15 protein-coding genes are annotated in these 15,328 nt (G+C 30.0%); 8 read left to right on the forward strand and 7 right to left on the reverse strand.

Features of this window, described 5'->3' with window-relative positions; genetic code table 11:
• The 6 genes from recA (at window position 1) to BQ4446_RS05625 (ending at window position 4,883) form a co-directional block, all read left to right on the forward strand.
• Window positions 1-1,053 carry a recombinase RecA gene (gene recA, locus BQ4446_RS05600; protein ID WP_071027410.1) on the forward strand — a complete coding sequence of 351 codons (1,053 nt, stop codon included), beginning with the start codon at window positions 1-3 and terminating at the stop codon, window positions 1,051-1,053.
• A 29-nt stretch (window positions 1,054-1,082) separates the two neighbouring features.
• Window positions 1,083-2,060 (forward strand): metallophosphoesterase family protein, encoded by a 978-nt coding sequence (locus BQ4446_RS05605; RefSeq protein ID WP_071027412.1) that lies wholly within the window; start codon window positions 1,083-1,085, stop codon window positions 2,058-2,060.
• The gene (locus BQ4446_RS05610; protein WP_071027414.1) at window positions 2,057-3,505 is read left to right on the forward strand and encodes an AAA family ATPase; all 1,449 of its coding nucleotides are present in this window, start codon (window positions 2,057-2,059) and stop codon (window positions 3,503-3,505) included. Before BQ4446_RS05605 ends, BQ4446_RS05610 begins: the two co-directional genes overlap by 4 nt.
• A 1-nt stretch (window position 3,506) precedes the next feature.
• Window positions 3,507-3,740, forward strand: coding sequence for a hypothetical protein (locus BQ4446_RS05615; RefSeq protein WP_071027415.1), 234 nt, complete (start codon window positions 3,507-3,509; stop codon window positions 3,738-3,740).
• 2 nt (window positions 3,741-3,742) lie between these two features.
• Window positions 3,743-4,426, forward strand: coding sequence for an AAA family ATPase (locus BQ4446_RS05620; protein ID WP_071027418.1), 684 nt, complete (start codon window positions 3,743-3,745; stop codon window positions 4,424-4,426).
• 142 nt (window positions 4,427-4,568) lie between these two features.
• Window positions 4,569-4,883 (forward strand): YerC/YecD family TrpR-related protein, encoded by a 315-nt coding sequence (locus BQ4446_RS05625; RefSeq protein ID WP_071027419.1) that lies wholly within the window; start codon window positions 4,569-4,571, stop codon window positions 4,881-4,883.
• A gap of 42 nt (window positions 4,884-4,925) precedes the next feature.
• Here BQ4446_RS05625 and BQ4446_RS05630 read toward each other — a convergent pair whose 3' ends face one another.
• Window positions 4,926-6,677 (reverse strand): Rqc2 family fibronectin-binding protein, encoded by a 1,752-nt coding sequence (locus BQ4446_RS05630; protein ID WP_071027420.1) that lies wholly within the window; start codon window positions 6,675-6,677, stop codon window positions 4,926-4,928.
• A 207-nt stretch (window positions 6,678-6,884) separates the two neighbouring features.
• Here BQ4446_RS05630 and BQ4446_RS05635 point away from each other — a divergent pair, with 207 nt between their 5' ends.
• The gene (locus BQ4446_RS05635; RefSeq protein WP_071027421.1) at window positions 6,885-8,123 is read left to right on the forward strand and encodes a serine hydroxymethyltransferase; all 1,239 of its coding nucleotides are present in this window, start codon (window positions 6,885-6,887) and stop codon (window positions 8,121-8,123) included.
• Between the two features lie 469 nt (window positions 8,124-8,592).
• Here BQ4446_RS05635 and BQ4446_RS05640 read toward each other — a convergent pair whose 3' ends face one another.
• The 4 genes from BQ4446_RS05640 to BQ4446_RS05655 all read right to left on the reverse strand — a co-directional run bounded on the left by BQ4446_RS05640 (window position 8,593) and on the right by BQ4446_RS05655 (window position 12,261).
• Window positions 8,593-9,216, reverse strand: a complete 624-nt coding sequence (locus BQ4446_RS05640) for a copper amine oxidase N-terminal domain-containing protein (protein ID WP_071027423.1) — start codon at window positions 9,214-9,216, stop codon at window positions 8,593-8,595.
• Window positions 9,216-10,199 carry a tyrosine recombinase XerC gene (locus BQ4446_RS05645; RefSeq protein ID WP_071027425.1) on the reverse strand — a complete coding sequence of 328 codons (984 nt, stop codon included), beginning with the start codon at window positions 10,197-10,199 and terminating at the stop codon, window positions 9,216-9,218. The genes BQ4446_RS05640 and BQ4446_RS05645 overlap by 1 nt, the downstream gene beginning before the upstream one ends.
• A gap of 44 nt (window positions 10,200-10,243) precedes the next feature.
• A complete protein-coding gene (gene rny, locus BQ4446_RS05650; protein ID WP_209019111.1) occupies window positions 10,244-11,758 on the reverse strand; it encodes a ribonuclease Y in 1,515 nt (504 codons plus the stop codon).
• A gap of 224 nt (window positions 11,759-11,982) precedes the next feature.
• Window positions 11,983-12,261 carry a LysM peptidoglycan-binding domain-containing protein gene (locus tag BQ4446_RS05655; RefSeq protein WP_245149676.1) on the reverse strand — a complete coding sequence of 93 codons (279 nt, stop codon included), beginning with the start codon at window positions 12,259-12,261 and terminating at the stop codon, window positions 11,983-11,985.
• A gap of 216 nt (window positions 12,262-12,477) precedes the next feature.
• Between BQ4446_RS05655 and lexA the strand changes: the two genes are divergently transcribed.
• The gene (gene lexA / locus BQ4446_RS05660) at window positions 12,478-13,095 is read left to right on the forward strand and encodes a transcriptional repressor LexA (protein WP_071027432.1); all 618 of its coding nucleotides are present in this window, start codon (window positions 12,478-12,480) and stop codon (window positions 13,093-13,095) included.
• 41 nt (window positions 13,096-13,136) lie between these two features.
• On the opposite strand, the gene BQ4446_RS05665 is transcribed toward lexA, so the two are convergent.
• Together BQ4446_RS05665 and miaA are read right to left on the reverse strand one after the other, a co-directional pair.
• Window positions 13,137-14,426, reverse strand: a complete 1,290-nt coding sequence (locus BQ4446_RS05665; RefSeq protein WP_071027434.1) for a methionine gamma-lyase family protein — start codon at window positions 14,424-14,426, stop codon at window positions 13,137-13,139.
• Entirely contained in the window at window positions 14,413-15,327 is a 915-nt protein-coding gene (gene miaA / locus BQ4446_RS05670) for a tRNA (adenosine(37)-N6)-dimethylallyltransferase MiaA (RefSeq protein ID WP_071027436.1), read from the reverse strand. The genes BQ4446_RS05665 and miaA overlap by 14 nt, the downstream gene beginning before the upstream one ends.
• Window position 15,328: the final 1 nt, after the last annotated feature.

Consider the following 15,328-nt stretch of genomic DNA (forward strand, 5'->3'; position numbering starts at 1 on the left):
ATGAAAGATAACCTAGAAAAAAAAGAAGCCCTAGATAAGGTCATGGCTTCAATTGTTAAGCAGTTTGGTGAAGGCTCCGTAATGAAGCTTGGTGAAGGAACTAAACTTGATATTGATTCAATTCCAACTGGTTCTCTTGCCCTTGACCTAGCTCTTGGTATTGGTGGAATTCCCAAGGGTAGAATAATTGAAATTTACGGACCTGAATCTTCAGGAAAGACAACGATAGCTCTTCATATGATTGCTGAATCACAAAAACTTGGCGGAACGGCAGCTTTTATTGATGCGGAACATGCTCTTGACCCCTCTTATGCAAAAAAACTTGGTGTAGATGTTGAAAATTTAATAATTTCTCAACCAGACACTGGTGAACAAGCCTTAGAAATTACAGAGGCCCTTGTTCGATCTAATGCAGTTGATATTGTTGTAATAGATTCAGTGGCAGCCCTAGTTCCAAAAACAGAAATTGAAGGGGAAATGGGCCAAGCAACAATTGGCCTTCAAGCAAGACTTATGTCACAAGCTCTAAGAAAATTAACAGGTGCAATTAATAAGTCAAAGGCAGCAGTTATTTTTATTAATCAACTTAGGGAAAAGGTTGGAGTTGTTTATGGTAATCCTGAAACAACAACTGGTGGCAGGGCTTTAAAATTTTATTCTACCGTTAGACTTGATGTAAGAAGAGTTGAAATTATAAAACAAAGGGATCAAGCAGTTGGAAATAGAGTTAGGATAAGAGTTGTTAAAAATAAAGTGGCACCTCCATTTAAGGAAGCTGAAGTTGATATTATGTATGGTGCTGGCATTTCTAAAATTGGAAATATTTTGGACGTTGCTGCTGCTTTAGAAGTTGTTAAAAAAGCAGGATCTTGGTATTCTTATAATGACGAAAAACTAGGTCAAGGTAGAGAAAAATCAAAAGAATTTTTAATAGACAATCCCGTACTTTTAAAGGAAATTGAAGATAAGGTTAGAGATTTATTAAAATCTAGTGACGAAGAAGAAAGTAAGGAAGAATTATTAAAAGAAGAAGATAAGAATTCTGATTTTTAAGATTGAACTAAGTAATAGAGAGTGATTTTTTGAAATTTTTATATTTTACTGATACCCATATTAGGGGAACTAATCCAAGGAACAGGCTTGATAATTTTTATGAAACCTTAAAAAATAAAATAAGGGAAGTTGTTCAAATTTCTAAAGATGAAGGGGTAGATTATATCCTTCATGGAGGGGACTTATTTGATAGACCTGATATTTCTCTTTCAGTAGTGGGAGAATTTGCAAATATTTTAAAGGAATTTAATAAATCTATTTTTGTAATCTCTGGAAATCACGATATTTTTGGCCACAACCCCTCCACTTTAAATAGAACTGTTTTTGGACTTCTCTGTAATCTTGGAATATTAAATTTGGTAAATTATAAAAGAATAATCTTAAAAAAAGATATAAAAGTACAGCTTACTGGTTCTCCCTATGTTTATTCTATGGATTCTAGAGAAAATATTGAATCCTATATGGTTAGGGAAAGGGATCCGGAGGCAAAGTACGCTATTCATATGACCCATGGCTTTTTAGTGGACAAGCCTTTTATAAAAGAAGTTCCGCACACATTAATTTCTGAAATTAGGGATACTCTTGCAGATATTACTTTAGGGGCACATTTTCACTATGGTTTTAAAACTGTAAATTTAGATGGTAAATATTTTATAAATCCTGGTGCCTTAGTTAGAATTTCCAACTCTTTAAAGGAAGTTGAAAGAAGACCTAAGGTTATTATAATGGACTTAAGTGACCATATAGAAATCAAGGAAATTTATTTAAAGTCAGCCCCTGTGGGAAATGAAGTTTTAGATAGAAGTGAAATTGAGAAGCATCAATTTAAGGGTATTAAAATTAATGAATTTAAGGAACTTATTGATTCATCAGTAAATTTAAATAATATGGATATTTATTCATTACTTAATATAATTGCCAGCAATGAAGAAATTTCAAGCGATGTTATTGATGAAGCCTTAAAAAGAATTGAACATGTGCAAATAGATGGAGCGGATTTTGTATGATTTATATAAAGAGAATTCATTTAGAAAATTTTCAATCCCATAAGCTGACAGATATGACATTTGACAAGGGTTTAAATGTTATCATTGGAAATTCCGACTCTGGAAAAACTGCAATTTTAAGAGCCATTAAATGGGCCCTTTATAATGAACCCCAAGGTGATTATTTTATTAGACAAGGCGAAGCAAAAGTTGTTGTTGAAATAGAATTTTCCAATGGAGTTGTGGTTAGAAGATTAAAATCTTCTTCTAAAAATTTATACTATTTAAAGACAGGAGATGGAGAAGAATACCAATTTGAAGGATTTAGAAATGAGGTTCCTAGAGAAGTTTTAGAGGCAACAGGCATGTATAAGGTTGATTTTTCATCATCTAATCTTGGAATCTTAAATATTTCAGAGCAACTTGAAGGGCCGTTTTTATTAAATGAAAGCTCATCAGTTAGAGCAAATGCCATTGGTAGGCTTGTTAGTGTCAATTATATTGACGATGCATTAAGACAAACTGTGCGTGATGACAAGAGCACTCTTTCAAAAATAAACGACCTTGAAAAAACTAAAAAGAATTTAGAAGAAAAGATAAAGAAATTTGACTATCTTGAAGATTTAGAAAAAAAACTTAAGGCTTTAGATCAATTAAGAATAGAAATTAAGAACAAAAGTCAGGAGTTTGATTTATTAAAATCTTATGACCAAAATTTAAATAAAATTAATTATGAGATAGATAAGGAAAGGAAAAGTCTAAGGTGTCTCCCTGATATTGAAGTTCTATCTAATATTTATGGAAAACTACTAGCAAATATTTCCTACTATTCCTTATATGAAAATTTATTTACAAAAATAAATAAGACTGGGGAAGATATTTTAAAAACCGAAGCTTATTTAAAACATTTTATAAATAATGAATCTTTAAAGGAAATATATCTTAATCTAAAAGATGATATACTAAAACTTAGGATAAATAAAGGTCTTTTTGAAAAACTTGAGGCAAATGAAAAAGAAATCTATGAATGTAAGTTCATTTTAAAAGATTTTGATAATATATATCCTCAAGAAAAAAATTTAAAGGACTTAGAGGAGAAAATTATTATATTAAAGACCTATAGTGATTTAAATGTAAGATTTTTACATATAGAAAAATCCATAAAAATCGGTGAAAATTATATAAAGTCCTTTGATAGTCTTAATGATTTAAATACAAATGTGACTACAATTGGACAAAAGGCAGAAAAATTAAAAGTTCTAAGAACTTTATATAATTCTTATGAGGGCTTAAATTCAAATATTGAACTTTTAAATAAGGAAATTTCAGGCATTAATAAGGATATATCTAGTTTAACAGAGGATTATGAAAGAATAATTATGAAGGCAGGAATTTGCCCATTTTGCTATAGCAAAATAAATGTAGAGTCTTTGAAGCATATAAAAAGTCATTTAGAGGGGGATTAAAATGAATTATGAAGATAATTTAAATAATTTAAAAAAACAGCTTGACAGGGCAAAGGACCTTAAATATAAAGCAGATGCAAGATTAGAAAGTTTAAAATCTCAAAAGGAAGAACTTTTAAAGGAAATCAAAAGCCAAGGAATAAACCCTGAAGATTTAGGGACACAAATTGAAAAATTAGAAGGGGAAATAAAGGATTTATTTGAAAAGGCAAATAATATGCTACCAAAGGTTTAAAGATGGATATTGATTATTTAAATGGTCAAATTGAAAATATAAGAACAAAAGTTAATATAGAAAAGGGAAAGCTAGAAATTATTGAAGAGTCTTTAAAAAATACTGAAGCCGAACTGGCAGAAAAGAGAAAGTATGAAGATCTTTTAACTAAGGTCGTTATTTTATTTCAAAAGACTGCAAGATATGCTAGAGATCAATCCAAAAGACAGATTGAAGATATAGTTTCTAAATGTCTTCAATTTATTTTTGAAACTGACATTGAATTTTTAATAGAATTAAGTGAGAAAAGATCAGTTCCCAATGCAGAATTTCTAGTTAAAAGTAGCTATGACGAGGGGTATAGTGTAGTTACAAAACCAGAAATTTCAAGGGGTGGGGGAGTTGTTGATATTATTTCAATTGCTCTAAGAATAGCCTTTATTCAAATTCACAAGCCTGAAATAGAAGGGCCTCTGATTTTAGATGAACCTGGTAAGCATGTTAGTGATGATTATATTTTTAATTTAGGAGAATTTTTAAATAAATCCTCCTCACTTTTCAATAGACAAATAATAATGGTAACTCATAATAAACACCTTGCCCAAATTTGTGACAAGTCCTATTCCGTTGAAATAAAAAATGGTATTTCACAAGTTTCTCTATCTTCTAATGATACAAGGGCAGGGGAAAATAAAAGAATAATTTAAGTCTATAATATTTTACTTTTTACTATTAATAACGTATTAGATGAATAAAATTATGCTTGACTTTAGTATGTAAAATTGTTAGTATGTTAGTAGTTATTAATGAGCGCTATTAGAATTATTCTTAGTGATTTAGGAGGAAGATATGAAATATAACTCAAAGATAAAAAGTAAACAAACAGATGGTTTTTTTGAAGCTATTTTAGCCCTTGAAAACATGGAAGAATGTTACAGATTTTTTGAAGATATTTGTACAGTAAAAGAAATTCAAGCCATTTCTCAAAGACTGGAAGTTGTTAAACTTTTGGTTAAGGGGAAAACATATCATGAAATTGAGGGCGAAACAGGTGCGTCAACTGCCACAATTTCAAGAATTAATAGATCATTAAATTATGGAGCTGATGGCTATAAAATTCTTCTTGAAAGACTTGGTTATTTATCAGAAAAGAAGGAAAAATAAATTTTATAATTGAAAGACCTAAGAATTTTTCTTAGGCCTTTTTTATACTTCTTGCAAATTTTGAAGAAAGCTATTATCCCTTTTAATATTAATGGATTTAAAATTTTCATAAACTACAAGTCCAAGTTTTTTAAGGGGGTGCCTTTTCACATTGACTTTTTTTGTATAGTCAATAGTTATGTTATCAGATGTTGAAAGATCGGAATATTTTCCAGCAAGAGCAGCTGCTGCATTTATGACTTCATCTGTAAATTCTCTGCCGTCATAGCGAAGAATTACGTGAGATCCAGCACCTTCTTTAACATGGAACCAAAGATCATCCCTATTTGCAAGCTTTAGGGTGAGGTAATCATTTTGCTTATTATTTTTTCCAACATAAATATTAAATCCATCATATAAAAATCTAAGGAAATTATTTTGACTTTTTAACTTATATGAATTTTTGCTTGTTTTTCTTGTCCTAATTATACTTGCCTTTTCAAGTTCTTCCTTAAAATCTTCTGCATCTTGAAGAGTTTCTATAAGAGAAATATTTAAAAGAAGGGAATTTAAATAGGTAATTTCCACCTTTGTTTCTTCAATCTGCTCTGTTACTAGTTTTGCAGCATTTTTTAATTTAGAATATTTTTTATAATATCTATTGGCATTTTGACTTGGAGAAAGTTTTATGTCGAGGGGAATTGAAATCTCATTCATATTATCATAATAATTTTGAAGAATAGTCTTATCTTCGCCCTTTTTAATAAGATGAAGATTAGAAGAAATAATATCAGCATAAACCTTATATTTATCCCTATCAAGAGCCTCGTTTAATTCGTCTGTTAAATTTACAAGCTTTCTTTTATTTTTTTTAAGATTATTCCTAATTAATTTTTCATAGCCTGCAGTTTTTGAATTGAGTTTCATATTTAAAGCTCTGCTAGCATAAAAATCATCTAAAATTTTTGAAATACTTTCTTCATATTTTTTATTTACCTTAGAATATATTTTAAGGTCTAGGGCATAAAAATCCTTAAATTTCTCATCCTTATAGATCTTTATAGGGTAGTAATTTTCATTTTTAATATCCCCAAAAATCTCATAAAATGAATTTTCAAGTCTATTTTTTTCCTCTTCAGTTAAAGTATTTAAGGTTCTATCATTATCAAGGTCTGACCTAAAGGCAATTTCCATAGTCATTTGTGGACTAATTCCAGTATAGCTTGCCATTAAAAAAGATTTTAGGGTCTTATTTTGTGTAAAGGATTCTAATCTATCTAAAAGATTAGATTCATCCCTAGGGTCTAAATTTTTAGATATATCTGTTAAATTATAAGAAACACCTGGCAAAATTTCCCTAACTGATGACATATTAAAATTTACTCTCTTTATTGCATCTAGTATTTTATTGGCATTGTTAGTTAAAATAATATTTGAATATTTTCCCATAATTTCAATAATTAAGGACTTATCTTCAATTAATCCAAGCTCATCTCTTCCAGTAAATTTTATTTTTACAATTCTATCCATTTTATATTGGCAAATTTCATTAATTACGCTGCCCTCAAGATGTTTTCTTAGCAGCATACAAAAGGAAGGTGGGGTAATAGGATTTTCAATTTCTCTTTCTGTTAGATGAATCCTCGCTTCACCAGCATTTGCAGAAATTAATAATTTATATTTATTAGTTCCTAGCCTTAAATTTACAATAATTTCTTCATCATTAGGCTGATATATTTTATTTACTCTAGCATTTTTTAATTTATTATTTAGTTCAAATACAATATTTGACACTACACATCCGTCTAAAGACATTTAATCACCATAAATATTATATCATAGGAATAAAACTTGTGTTATTATACAAAAATTCTAATTTTTATAATTTACACTTTAAAAATATATGTAAGAGTTCTTTGTGGAAATAAAGCGATGCAATCATTATTTAATTGTTTTAAAATTAAAAAAATAGTATAATTATATAAATATTAGCAATGTAAATGGTTGAAGAAAGGATGAATTATGGAAATTAAAGAAAATTTAAAAAGAGTAGATAGGGAAATTTATAATGCTATTGAAAAAGAAACACAAAGACAAAGAGAACATGTTGAATTAATTGCATCAGAAAATTTTGTGTCAAGAGCCGTTTTAGAAGCTATTGGTTCAACACCAACTAATAAATATTCTGAGGGTTATCCAAATAAGCGTTATTATGCTGGATGCGAACATATAGATACTATTGAACAGCTTGGTATAGATAGACTTAAAAAGCTTTTTAACGCTGATCATGCAAATGTTCAACCTCATTCAGGAGCAAATGCCAATATTGGCGTTTATGCTGGAGTTCTAAAGCCGGGGGATAAGGTTTTGGGCATGAGCCTTTCAGAAGGTGGACACTTAACTCACGGAAGTCCAGTAAATTTTTCTGGTAAATTTTATAACTTTTCTTCTTATGGAGTTGATCCTGAAAGTGAAAGAATTGACTTTGACGAAGTAAGAAAGGTTGCTAAAGAGGTTCAGCCTAAATTAATTGTTGCTGGAGCCTCTGCATATCCAAGAGAAATTGATTTTTCTAAATTCAGAGAAATTGCTGATGAAGTTGGAGCGTATTTAATGGTAGATATGGCTCATATTGCTGGCATCGTTGCCGCAGGCTATCATATGAATCCATGTGAATATGCTGACTTTGTAACAACAACAACTCACAAAACACTAAGAGGTCCAAGAGGGGGTGCAATTCTTTGCAAGGAAGAATTTAAAAAGATTATCGATAAATCAATTTTCCCTGGCTTCCAAGGAGGTCCTCTTGAAAATATAATCGCAGCTAAGGCTGTTTGCTTTAAAGAAGCCCTTGAACCATCATTTAAGGATTATATTTTACAAGTTCTTAAAAATGCTAAAAAAATGGGTGAAGTTTTTGAAAGAGAAGGAATTAGACTTGTTTCAGGCGGAACAGATAATCACTTACTATTACTTGATGTAAGGAATTTGAATTTAACAGGAAAAGAAGCCGAAAAAATGCTCTCTGCCGTTAATATTACTACTAATAAAAATACAATTCCTAATGATCCTAATTCACCAAATGTTACTAGCGGTATTAGAATTGGAACTCCAGCCCTTACTACAAGAGGAATGAAGGAAGATGATGTTGCCAGAGTAGCAGAGCTTATGGTAGAAACTTTGAAACAAAAGAAAGATGTAGAAACAATTAAGGGAGAAGTTTTAGAATTATTAAAGGTCTTTCCTTTATATGAAGATTAATTAATCAGCTTAGAATTATCCGGTCATAGACCGGATTTTTTCAATATGCACAAGAACATATATTTAGAACATAATTTCTATATTCGTGATATAATTTATAGGTTATTTAAATTAAGAACTTATAATAAATATGGAAATAAGTTAAAGTTAAGATAAATTTAAAATATTAGATTTGTAAAAATTCTTAAATATTATAAAATTAAAGTAAAATGTAATAAAGTTAAACATGATATATATGACAGAACTTAAAAGTTCTATTTAAGTATATGTAAAAGATTTTTATAAATATTAAAGAAATAATTTAACGGGAAATAGTAAATCATATTGATAAATTTGGAAAAAGTATTATGAAGCTCTTTAGATCCTATAAATTAATTATTGCTGGCAGATTTAAAAAATAAAAAAATAATATAAAATTAGTCACAAAATTATTGTTTTGTGACTATTTTTTGTCCTTTTCCCTTGAATATTATTCAAATATTAGACCTTTTCTCATTTTTTCTTGGTCTATTTTTCTGTCTTCAAGTTTATTTTCTTCTAATTTCTTTTCTTCAGACTTATTTTCTTCTTTTAAATTTTTTGAATTTTCATTTGAATCCTTAGCATCTTTTATGGATCCTGTAATATATACTACATTATCTTTCCAGTCCACTGTAAGACCCATAGCTTCACTTATAAATCTAACTGGAACATAAGTCCTGCCATCGTATAAAATAGCTTGAGCATCAGTTTTAACAATTTTTGATGAATCATTTTCAAGTAAATTAGCTTCATTTGAACCTATATTCATCTTAATTAATTTGCTGCCAACGCCACCAATTAAAATGCCTCTTCCACCTTCTTTTTCTTGATAGAAATTAATATAGGCACCAAGCTCTTCAGAAATAAATCTTATAGGCACCATTACCCTGTTATTTGACTTGTCAAAATAGGCACTACCCATTTCATTAGGAATAGTTTTTACAACGTTATTCATATAAATAGATATTTTGGAATCGGAAGCAGTTTCAGGCAATTTACCGGCTGCAAAAATATTTAGGCTTAGTCCAATAGTTGTCACTGAAAGGACTAAAATTTTTTTTAAGATTTTCATTATTTTTCTCCTTTTTTTGTATCCTCTTCTATTATATTTGAAAGAGGATTATTTTCAACAGTTGATTTTAAAAGTTCGTTATTTACATGAGTATAAATTTGAGTCGTTGATACAGATTCGTGACCTAGTATTTCTTGAAGAGATCTAATATCAGCATTTCCATATTGGTACATTAAAGTTGCTGCAGTATGTCTTAATTTGTGGACACTATATTTTTCCGTATCAAGGCCAGCATTTTGCATATGTTTTTCAATCATATGTTGTATAGATCTATTGCTCATCCTTTTTTGCCTCATAGATAAAAATAATGCATCTGTTTTTACCTGGGGTCTTAATTTTAAATAAAGCTCTAGGGCATTTATGCAGGCCTTATTTAAATATATGGTCCTTTCCTTACTTCCCTTTCCTATTACTCTTACTGTGTCCTCTTCTAAGTCTTTAATATCAATGGAAGAAAGCTCTGAGAGCCTCATACCGCAGTTTAAGAATAAGGTGCAAATGGCATAATCTCGCTTTTTAAATAGGTCTTTTTCCTTAGAATTTTCTATGGTTTTTAAAAGGTTTAAAGCTTCATCTAGGCTTAAATATACTGGCAAGGTCTTTTCAATTTTTGGAAGATCAATATTTTCACTAGGATTATATTTTAAAAGATCAATTTTATTGGTCAAATAATTAAAAAAGGCCCTAACTGCGGCAATTTTCCTGAATTTTGATTTGTTAGATAACTTTCTAACCTTATCTAAATAAGAGTTGTAGGCATAAATATCCTGCTTAGTAACTCTAGCTAAAAGCTCTTCATCTGCATAATCTATATCAACATCAGTAAAATCAGCATTTTCATCATATAAATAAGTTTTTCTAAGTATTATAAATCTTAAAAAAATTCTTAAATCATAATAATATTCCTTGCAGGTATTTTTTGAGTGTCCCTTAGAAGCTTCCAAATAATTTAGAAAATCGTCTAAAAGATTTGATTTAATCATAAGTTCTCCTTAAACTTTAAAAAAAACCCGACATAAAGTCAGGTTTACTTAGCATATTCAACTGCTCTCGTTTCTCTAATTACATTAACTTTAATTTGTCCAGGAAATTCAAGTTCAGATTCGATTTTCTTAACAATGTTTCTGGCAGTAAGAGTGATTTCAGCTTCAGATATAGCTTCGGGTTTTACAATAATTCGAACTTCTCTACCTGCTTGAACAGCATAGGACTTTTCAATTCCTTCAAATGAATTTGCAATTTCTTCAAGCTTTTCAAGTCTTTGGATATAAGCTTCAACGGTTTCACGTCTAGCTCCCGGTCTAGCTGCTGAAATAGCATCTGCAGCTTGAACTAAAATAGATTCAACACAAGTAGGTTCCACATCACCATGGTGAGATTCAATAGCATTAACAACTTTTTCAGGTTCTTTATATTTTTTAGCTATTTCCACTCCAAGTTCAACATGTGTACCCTCGATATTATGGTCTATAGATTTTCCAATATCGTGTAATAATCCGCCTCTTTTAGCAAGTTTTATATCTGCTCCAATTTCGCTGGCTAAAATTCCTGCAATTTGAGATACTTCAACAGAATGTTTTAAAACATTTTGGCCATAACTGGTCCTGTACTTAAGTCTTCCTAAATATTTGATAATTTCAGGATGAAGACCATGCACTCCAGCATCATATGCTGCTTGTTCTCCAGATTCTTTAATAATTGTATCAACTTCATCTTGAGCCTTATTTACCATTTCTTCTATACGAGAAGGATGGATTCTTCCATCATTTACAAGTTTTTCCAAAGCTACCCTTGCAACTTCACGTCTTATAGGATCAAAACATGATAAAACTACAGCCTCAGGAGTATCATCAATTATTAAGTCAACACCTGTTATAGATTCAATAGCTCTAATATTTCTTCCTTCCCTGCCGATAATTCTGCCCTTCATTTCATCATTAGGCAGTGTAACAACAGAAACAGTCGTTTCAGCGACTTGATCAGCAGCACATCTTTGTATAGCTGCAGCTATTGCATCTCTGGCATACTTATTAGATTCGTCCTTAATTCGTTGTTCATTTTCTTTAATAATTAAGGCTGATTCTTGAACAATATCCCTTTCCAGTTCATTTAATAAAATGGCCTTGCCTTCCTCTGCAGTAAGTCCTGCAATTTTTTGTAATTCTTCATCTCTTTTAAGGATTAATTGGTCTGCATGTTCGATTTTTTCTCTTAAAGCCTCTAATTTTTGTGAAAGTTTTTCATCCTTCTTATCAACAAGTGCTGATTTTTTTTCTACTTGCTCTTCACGAGATAAAACCCTAGATTCCAATTTTTTAACTTCATCTTTTTGAATTTTAATTTCCTTTTCTTGAGATGCTCTTAAGCGTTGAATTTCATCTTTAGCTTCAACCAATAGTTCTTTCTTTTTAGATTGAGCTTCATGTTCAGCTTCAACAACAATTTTTTTGGAAAGATCTTCAGCATTTTTAATTTTACCTTCAGATATATATTTTCTAACAGCATAACCGATTCCAGTGCCAATTATAGCAATAATTATCATTAATAAAATTTGCAATTCCAAGTTCTAACACCTCCCATATTTAGTTTTCAAGTTTCATAAATCAAATTAATTACATTGTAAAATTATCTTTACATCTTAATTTTATATCTTTTAGGTAAATAAGTCAATGAATTAAAGAGCCTTAAATTGAAAGTTAAATACAAGAAGGGGCTTAAAATGCAGAAATAAAGAAAATTATAATTAATTTTTGTCTGTATATTATATTAATATAGAGGAATAGATAATTTATAGCCAGGGTATATTTTTGAATTTTTTAGTTTATTTATTCTCATAATTTCACTAATAAGATAATTTTTATTTTTATAATCATATTTACCAGCTATGGACCAAAGACTTTCCCCTTCAACAACCGTATGAACTCTCAAGGGAACCTCCCTATAATCCTTAGGAAGTTCTTTGAAAACAATTCCTGATGAGAAGATACTTACAAATAGCATACTTAAAAATATTCTTGTCAAATTTAGTTTAAATTTTTTCTTCATAATACACCTCATAAATAGAACGTATGTTACGAACAAATAATCAGAACGCTTTATATAAACATTAGATTGAAACATAAAGGGTAAAAATATGTTCTAAACATATGTTAATATAATGTTGAAAATTTGTCAATAAATTTTTTAAAATTTTGAACGATAGTTTGAAAAATATGTTTTCATGTGTTATTATGTAATTAATAAAATATATGGGGGTTTATAATGTACGAAGATTTAAATCAAAGACAACTTGAAATTTTGTTTTTTATAAAAAAAGAAATTGAAAGAAAGGGCTACCCTCCTACTGTTAGGGAAATCTGCGCAGGAGTTGGTATTAAAAGTACTTCTACCGTTCATTATGCCCTTGAACGTTTAGAAAACAAAAATTATATAAAAAAAGATCCTTCAAAAACTAGGGCTATAGAAATAATTGATCAGGATGAAGGATTTTTTTCTTCTAAGAAAAAAACTATTGATGTGCCAATTCTTGGACGTGTAACTGCCGGAATACCAATTCTTGCCGTTGAAAATTTAGAAGATACTGTTCCCCTATCCTGTGATTTTGTAAGGGATAGAAATGTTTTTGTCCTAAAAGTTGAGGGAGAAAGCATGATTAATGCTGGGATTTTAGATGGAGATTATGTTGTTATTGAAAAGACTTCTTATGCTGAAAATGGTGATAAAGTTTTAGCCTTAATTGAAGATGAAGCAACTATAAAAACTTTTTACAAAGAAAAGGATGGCTTCAGACTTCAACCTGAAAATGACTTTATGAAGCCAATATATGTTCAAGATCTTTCAATTTTAGGTAAAATTATTGGTCTTTATAGAAAATATTAAAAAATAGCCTTATAGGGTTTTCCTATGAGGCTATATTATTTTTATTTAATTTTTATTAATTCCTTATTGTTTAAGGAGTTAAGAATATTTAAAAGAGCGATCTTTCCATGATAGTAGGTCAGTCCTCCTTGAAAGTAAACATAATAAGGATCTCTCATAGGGCCGTCTGCCGAAAGTTCAATTGATGATCCTTCAATAAATCCTCCTGCTGCCATAATTACTTTATCTTTATAACCTGGCATATCCCATGGCATTGGTGTAAATTGTGAATCAACTGGGGATGAAAACTGAATAAATTTGCAGAATTCTTCTAAAATTTCTGGACTTTCAAGTCTGATAGCTGTAATTATATCAGATCTTTTGTAATCAGATTTTGGTATTACATAAAATTCTAATTCTTCAAAGGCCTTGGAAAATAATAGGGCAGTTTTTAAGGCATCCTCTGTTATTTTTGGGCTGATAAAAAATCCTTGTAAAACCTGTCTTGTCATACCAAAAGTTAAGCCGCAGTCTTTTCCGATACCAGGTGCTGTTAAAAATGAAGCACAGTTTTCAATTAAATTCTTTTTACCAACAATGTATCCTCCTGAATATGCCAGGCCGCCGCCAGGGTTTTTAATAAGAGAGCCTGCCATTAAGTCAACATCAAGTTCACTCGGCTCCTTAATATCTGTAAATTCACCGTAGCAGTTATCTACAAAAATTATAAGGTCTTTTTTAAGCTTTCTTATTGTTCTGCATGCTTTATCTATTTCGTCAATGGAAAAAGCAGCTCTATTTGAATAACCAGTTGACCTTTGAATCATAACAATTTTTGTATTTTCTCTTAAATAATCTTTAAAGGAATCTAAATCAATATGACCATCTATTAAAGGCACTTCCGAATATTCTATACCTCGATTTAAAAGGGTTTTTTTGTTATTTGAAGTTAGACCAATAACTTTTTGAAGTGTATCATAGGGCCTTCCTGAAAGGGAAAGTAAATGATCTCCGCTTTCAAGATTTGAAGAAATTGCAAGGCTAATTGCATGAGTACCATTTACTATATTGGGCCTAACTAGGGCGTCTTCTGTTTTAAAGACATCAGCATAAATTTTTTCTGCTTTATCTCTTCCAGCATCGCCATAGCCATAGCCCGTTGTCCAAGAAAAGTCTGTGGACTGAAGTTTGCTATCCTGCATAGCTTTAAGAATTTTCACTTGATTATACATGGCTATTTTTGAAAAATCTTCATAGCGATTTTTTATTTTTTCTTCACATTTGTCAACAAAATTTATTACCTTAGAATTTATTTGGTAATTTTCTTTAAGTATATTTTCATAAATATCCAAGTCTTTCTCCTATATAATTAATTATTTGGTTTTTAATACTAGGTTCTTCCCTATTAAACCATTTAATTCTTTCATCTCTTTTAAACCAGGTTATTTGCCTTTTGGCATAGTGCCTGGAATTTTTTTTAATATCGTAAATCATATGGTCATAAGATAATTGACCATTAAGATAAGAAATAACTTCCTTATAACCAATGGCTTTAAGGGACTGAGAGTTTTCCCTAAGTCCATGATCTAGAAGTTCTTTTATTTCATCAATAAGGCCCTTATCTATCATTTGATCTACCCTTTTATTTATTCTTTCATATAGCCTTGACCTATCCATGTAAAGACCTATAAAAATAAGGTCATAGTTATTATTATAGGCCCTAAAATTATTAGACTTTTGGCCACCACTTAAAATTATTTCAAGGGCTCTTATTACTCTTCTTTTGTTTGCAAGGTCAACCTTTTTTCTCGCGTCCTTATCAAGATTAAGAAGTTTATTGACTAAAAAATCAAGTCCATATTTTTCTCCATCTTCTTCCAATTTCTTTCTCAAGTTATCATCCTTAGCGCTTTTGGAAAAATCAAGGTCATATACAAGAGAATTTATATAAAGACCAGTTCCTCCAACTACAAGAGGAATAATATTTTCCTTATTTAGGTCATAAATTATTTTTTTAGCCATAATTTGGAAGTCGGATACTGAAAATTCTTCATCTGGGCCTATGATATCAATCATATGATGTTTAATATTTGTGTCTTCAAAATTGATTTTATCTGTTCCAATATTTAGCTTTTTATAAATCTGCATGGAGTCAGCAGAAATAATTTGGCATTTAAATTTTTTGGCTATTTCAAGAGATATTTCTGTTTTACCAATACCTGTTGGTCCTGTTAAAATTATTAGCTTTTCCATT

The organism is Peptoniphilus raoultii (genome assembly GCF_900099555.1).
In the GTDB taxonomy this organism is placed as follows: domain Bacteria; phylum Bacillota; class Clostridia; order Tissierellales; family Peptoniphilaceae; genus Peptoniphilus_A; species Peptoniphilus_A raoultii.

Coding starts and splice junctions, on each gene's coding strand:
- recA (WP_071027410.1), top strand. CDS start 1: ATGAAAGATAACCTAGAAAAAAAAGAAGCCCTAGATAAGGTCATGGCT.
- BQ4446_RS05610 (WP_071027414.1), top strand. CDS start 2,057: ATGATTTATATAAAGAGAATTCATTTAGAAAATTTTCAATCCCATAAG.
- BQ4446_RS05615 (WP_071027415.1), top strand. CDS start 3,507: ATGAATTATGAAGATAATTTAAATAATTTAAAAAAACAGCTTGACAGG.
- BQ4446_RS05620 (WP_071027418.1), top strand. CDS start 3,743: ATGGATATTGATTATTTAAATGGTCAAATTGAAAATATAAGAACAAAA.
- BQ4446_RS05625 (WP_071027419.1), top strand. CDS start 4,569: ATGAAATATAACTCAAAGATAAAAAGTAAACAAACAGATGGTTTTTTT.
- BQ4446_RS05630 (WP_071027420.1), bottom strand. CDS start 6,677: ATGTCTTTAGACGGATGTGTAGTGTCAAATATTGTATTTGAACTAAAT.
- BQ4446_RS05635 (WP_071027421.1), top strand. CDS start 6,885: ATGGAAATTAAAGAAAATTTAAAAAGAGTAGATAGGGAAATTTATAAT.
- BQ4446_RS05640 (WP_071027423.1), bottom strand. CDS start 9,216: ATGAAAATCTTAAAAAAAATTTTAGTCCTTTCAGTGACAACTATTGGA.
- BQ4446_RS05645 (WP_071027425.1), bottom strand. CDS start 10,199: ATGATTAAATCAAATCTTTTAGACGATTTTCTAAATTATTTGGAAGCT.
- rny (WP_209019111.1), bottom strand. CDS start 11,758: ATGATAATTATTGCTATAATTGGCACTGGAATCGGTTATGCTGTTAGA.
- BQ4446_RS05655 (WP_245149676.1), bottom strand. CDS start 12,261: ATGAAGAAAAAATTTAAACTAAATTTGACAAGAATATTTTTAAGTATG.
- lexA (WP_071027432.1), top strand. CDS start 12,478: ATGTACGAAGATTTAAATCAAAGACAACTTGAAATTTTGTTTTTTATA.
- miaA (WP_071027436.1), bottom strand. CDS start 15,327: ATGGAAAAGCTAATAATTTTAACAGGACCAACAGGTATTGGTAAAACA.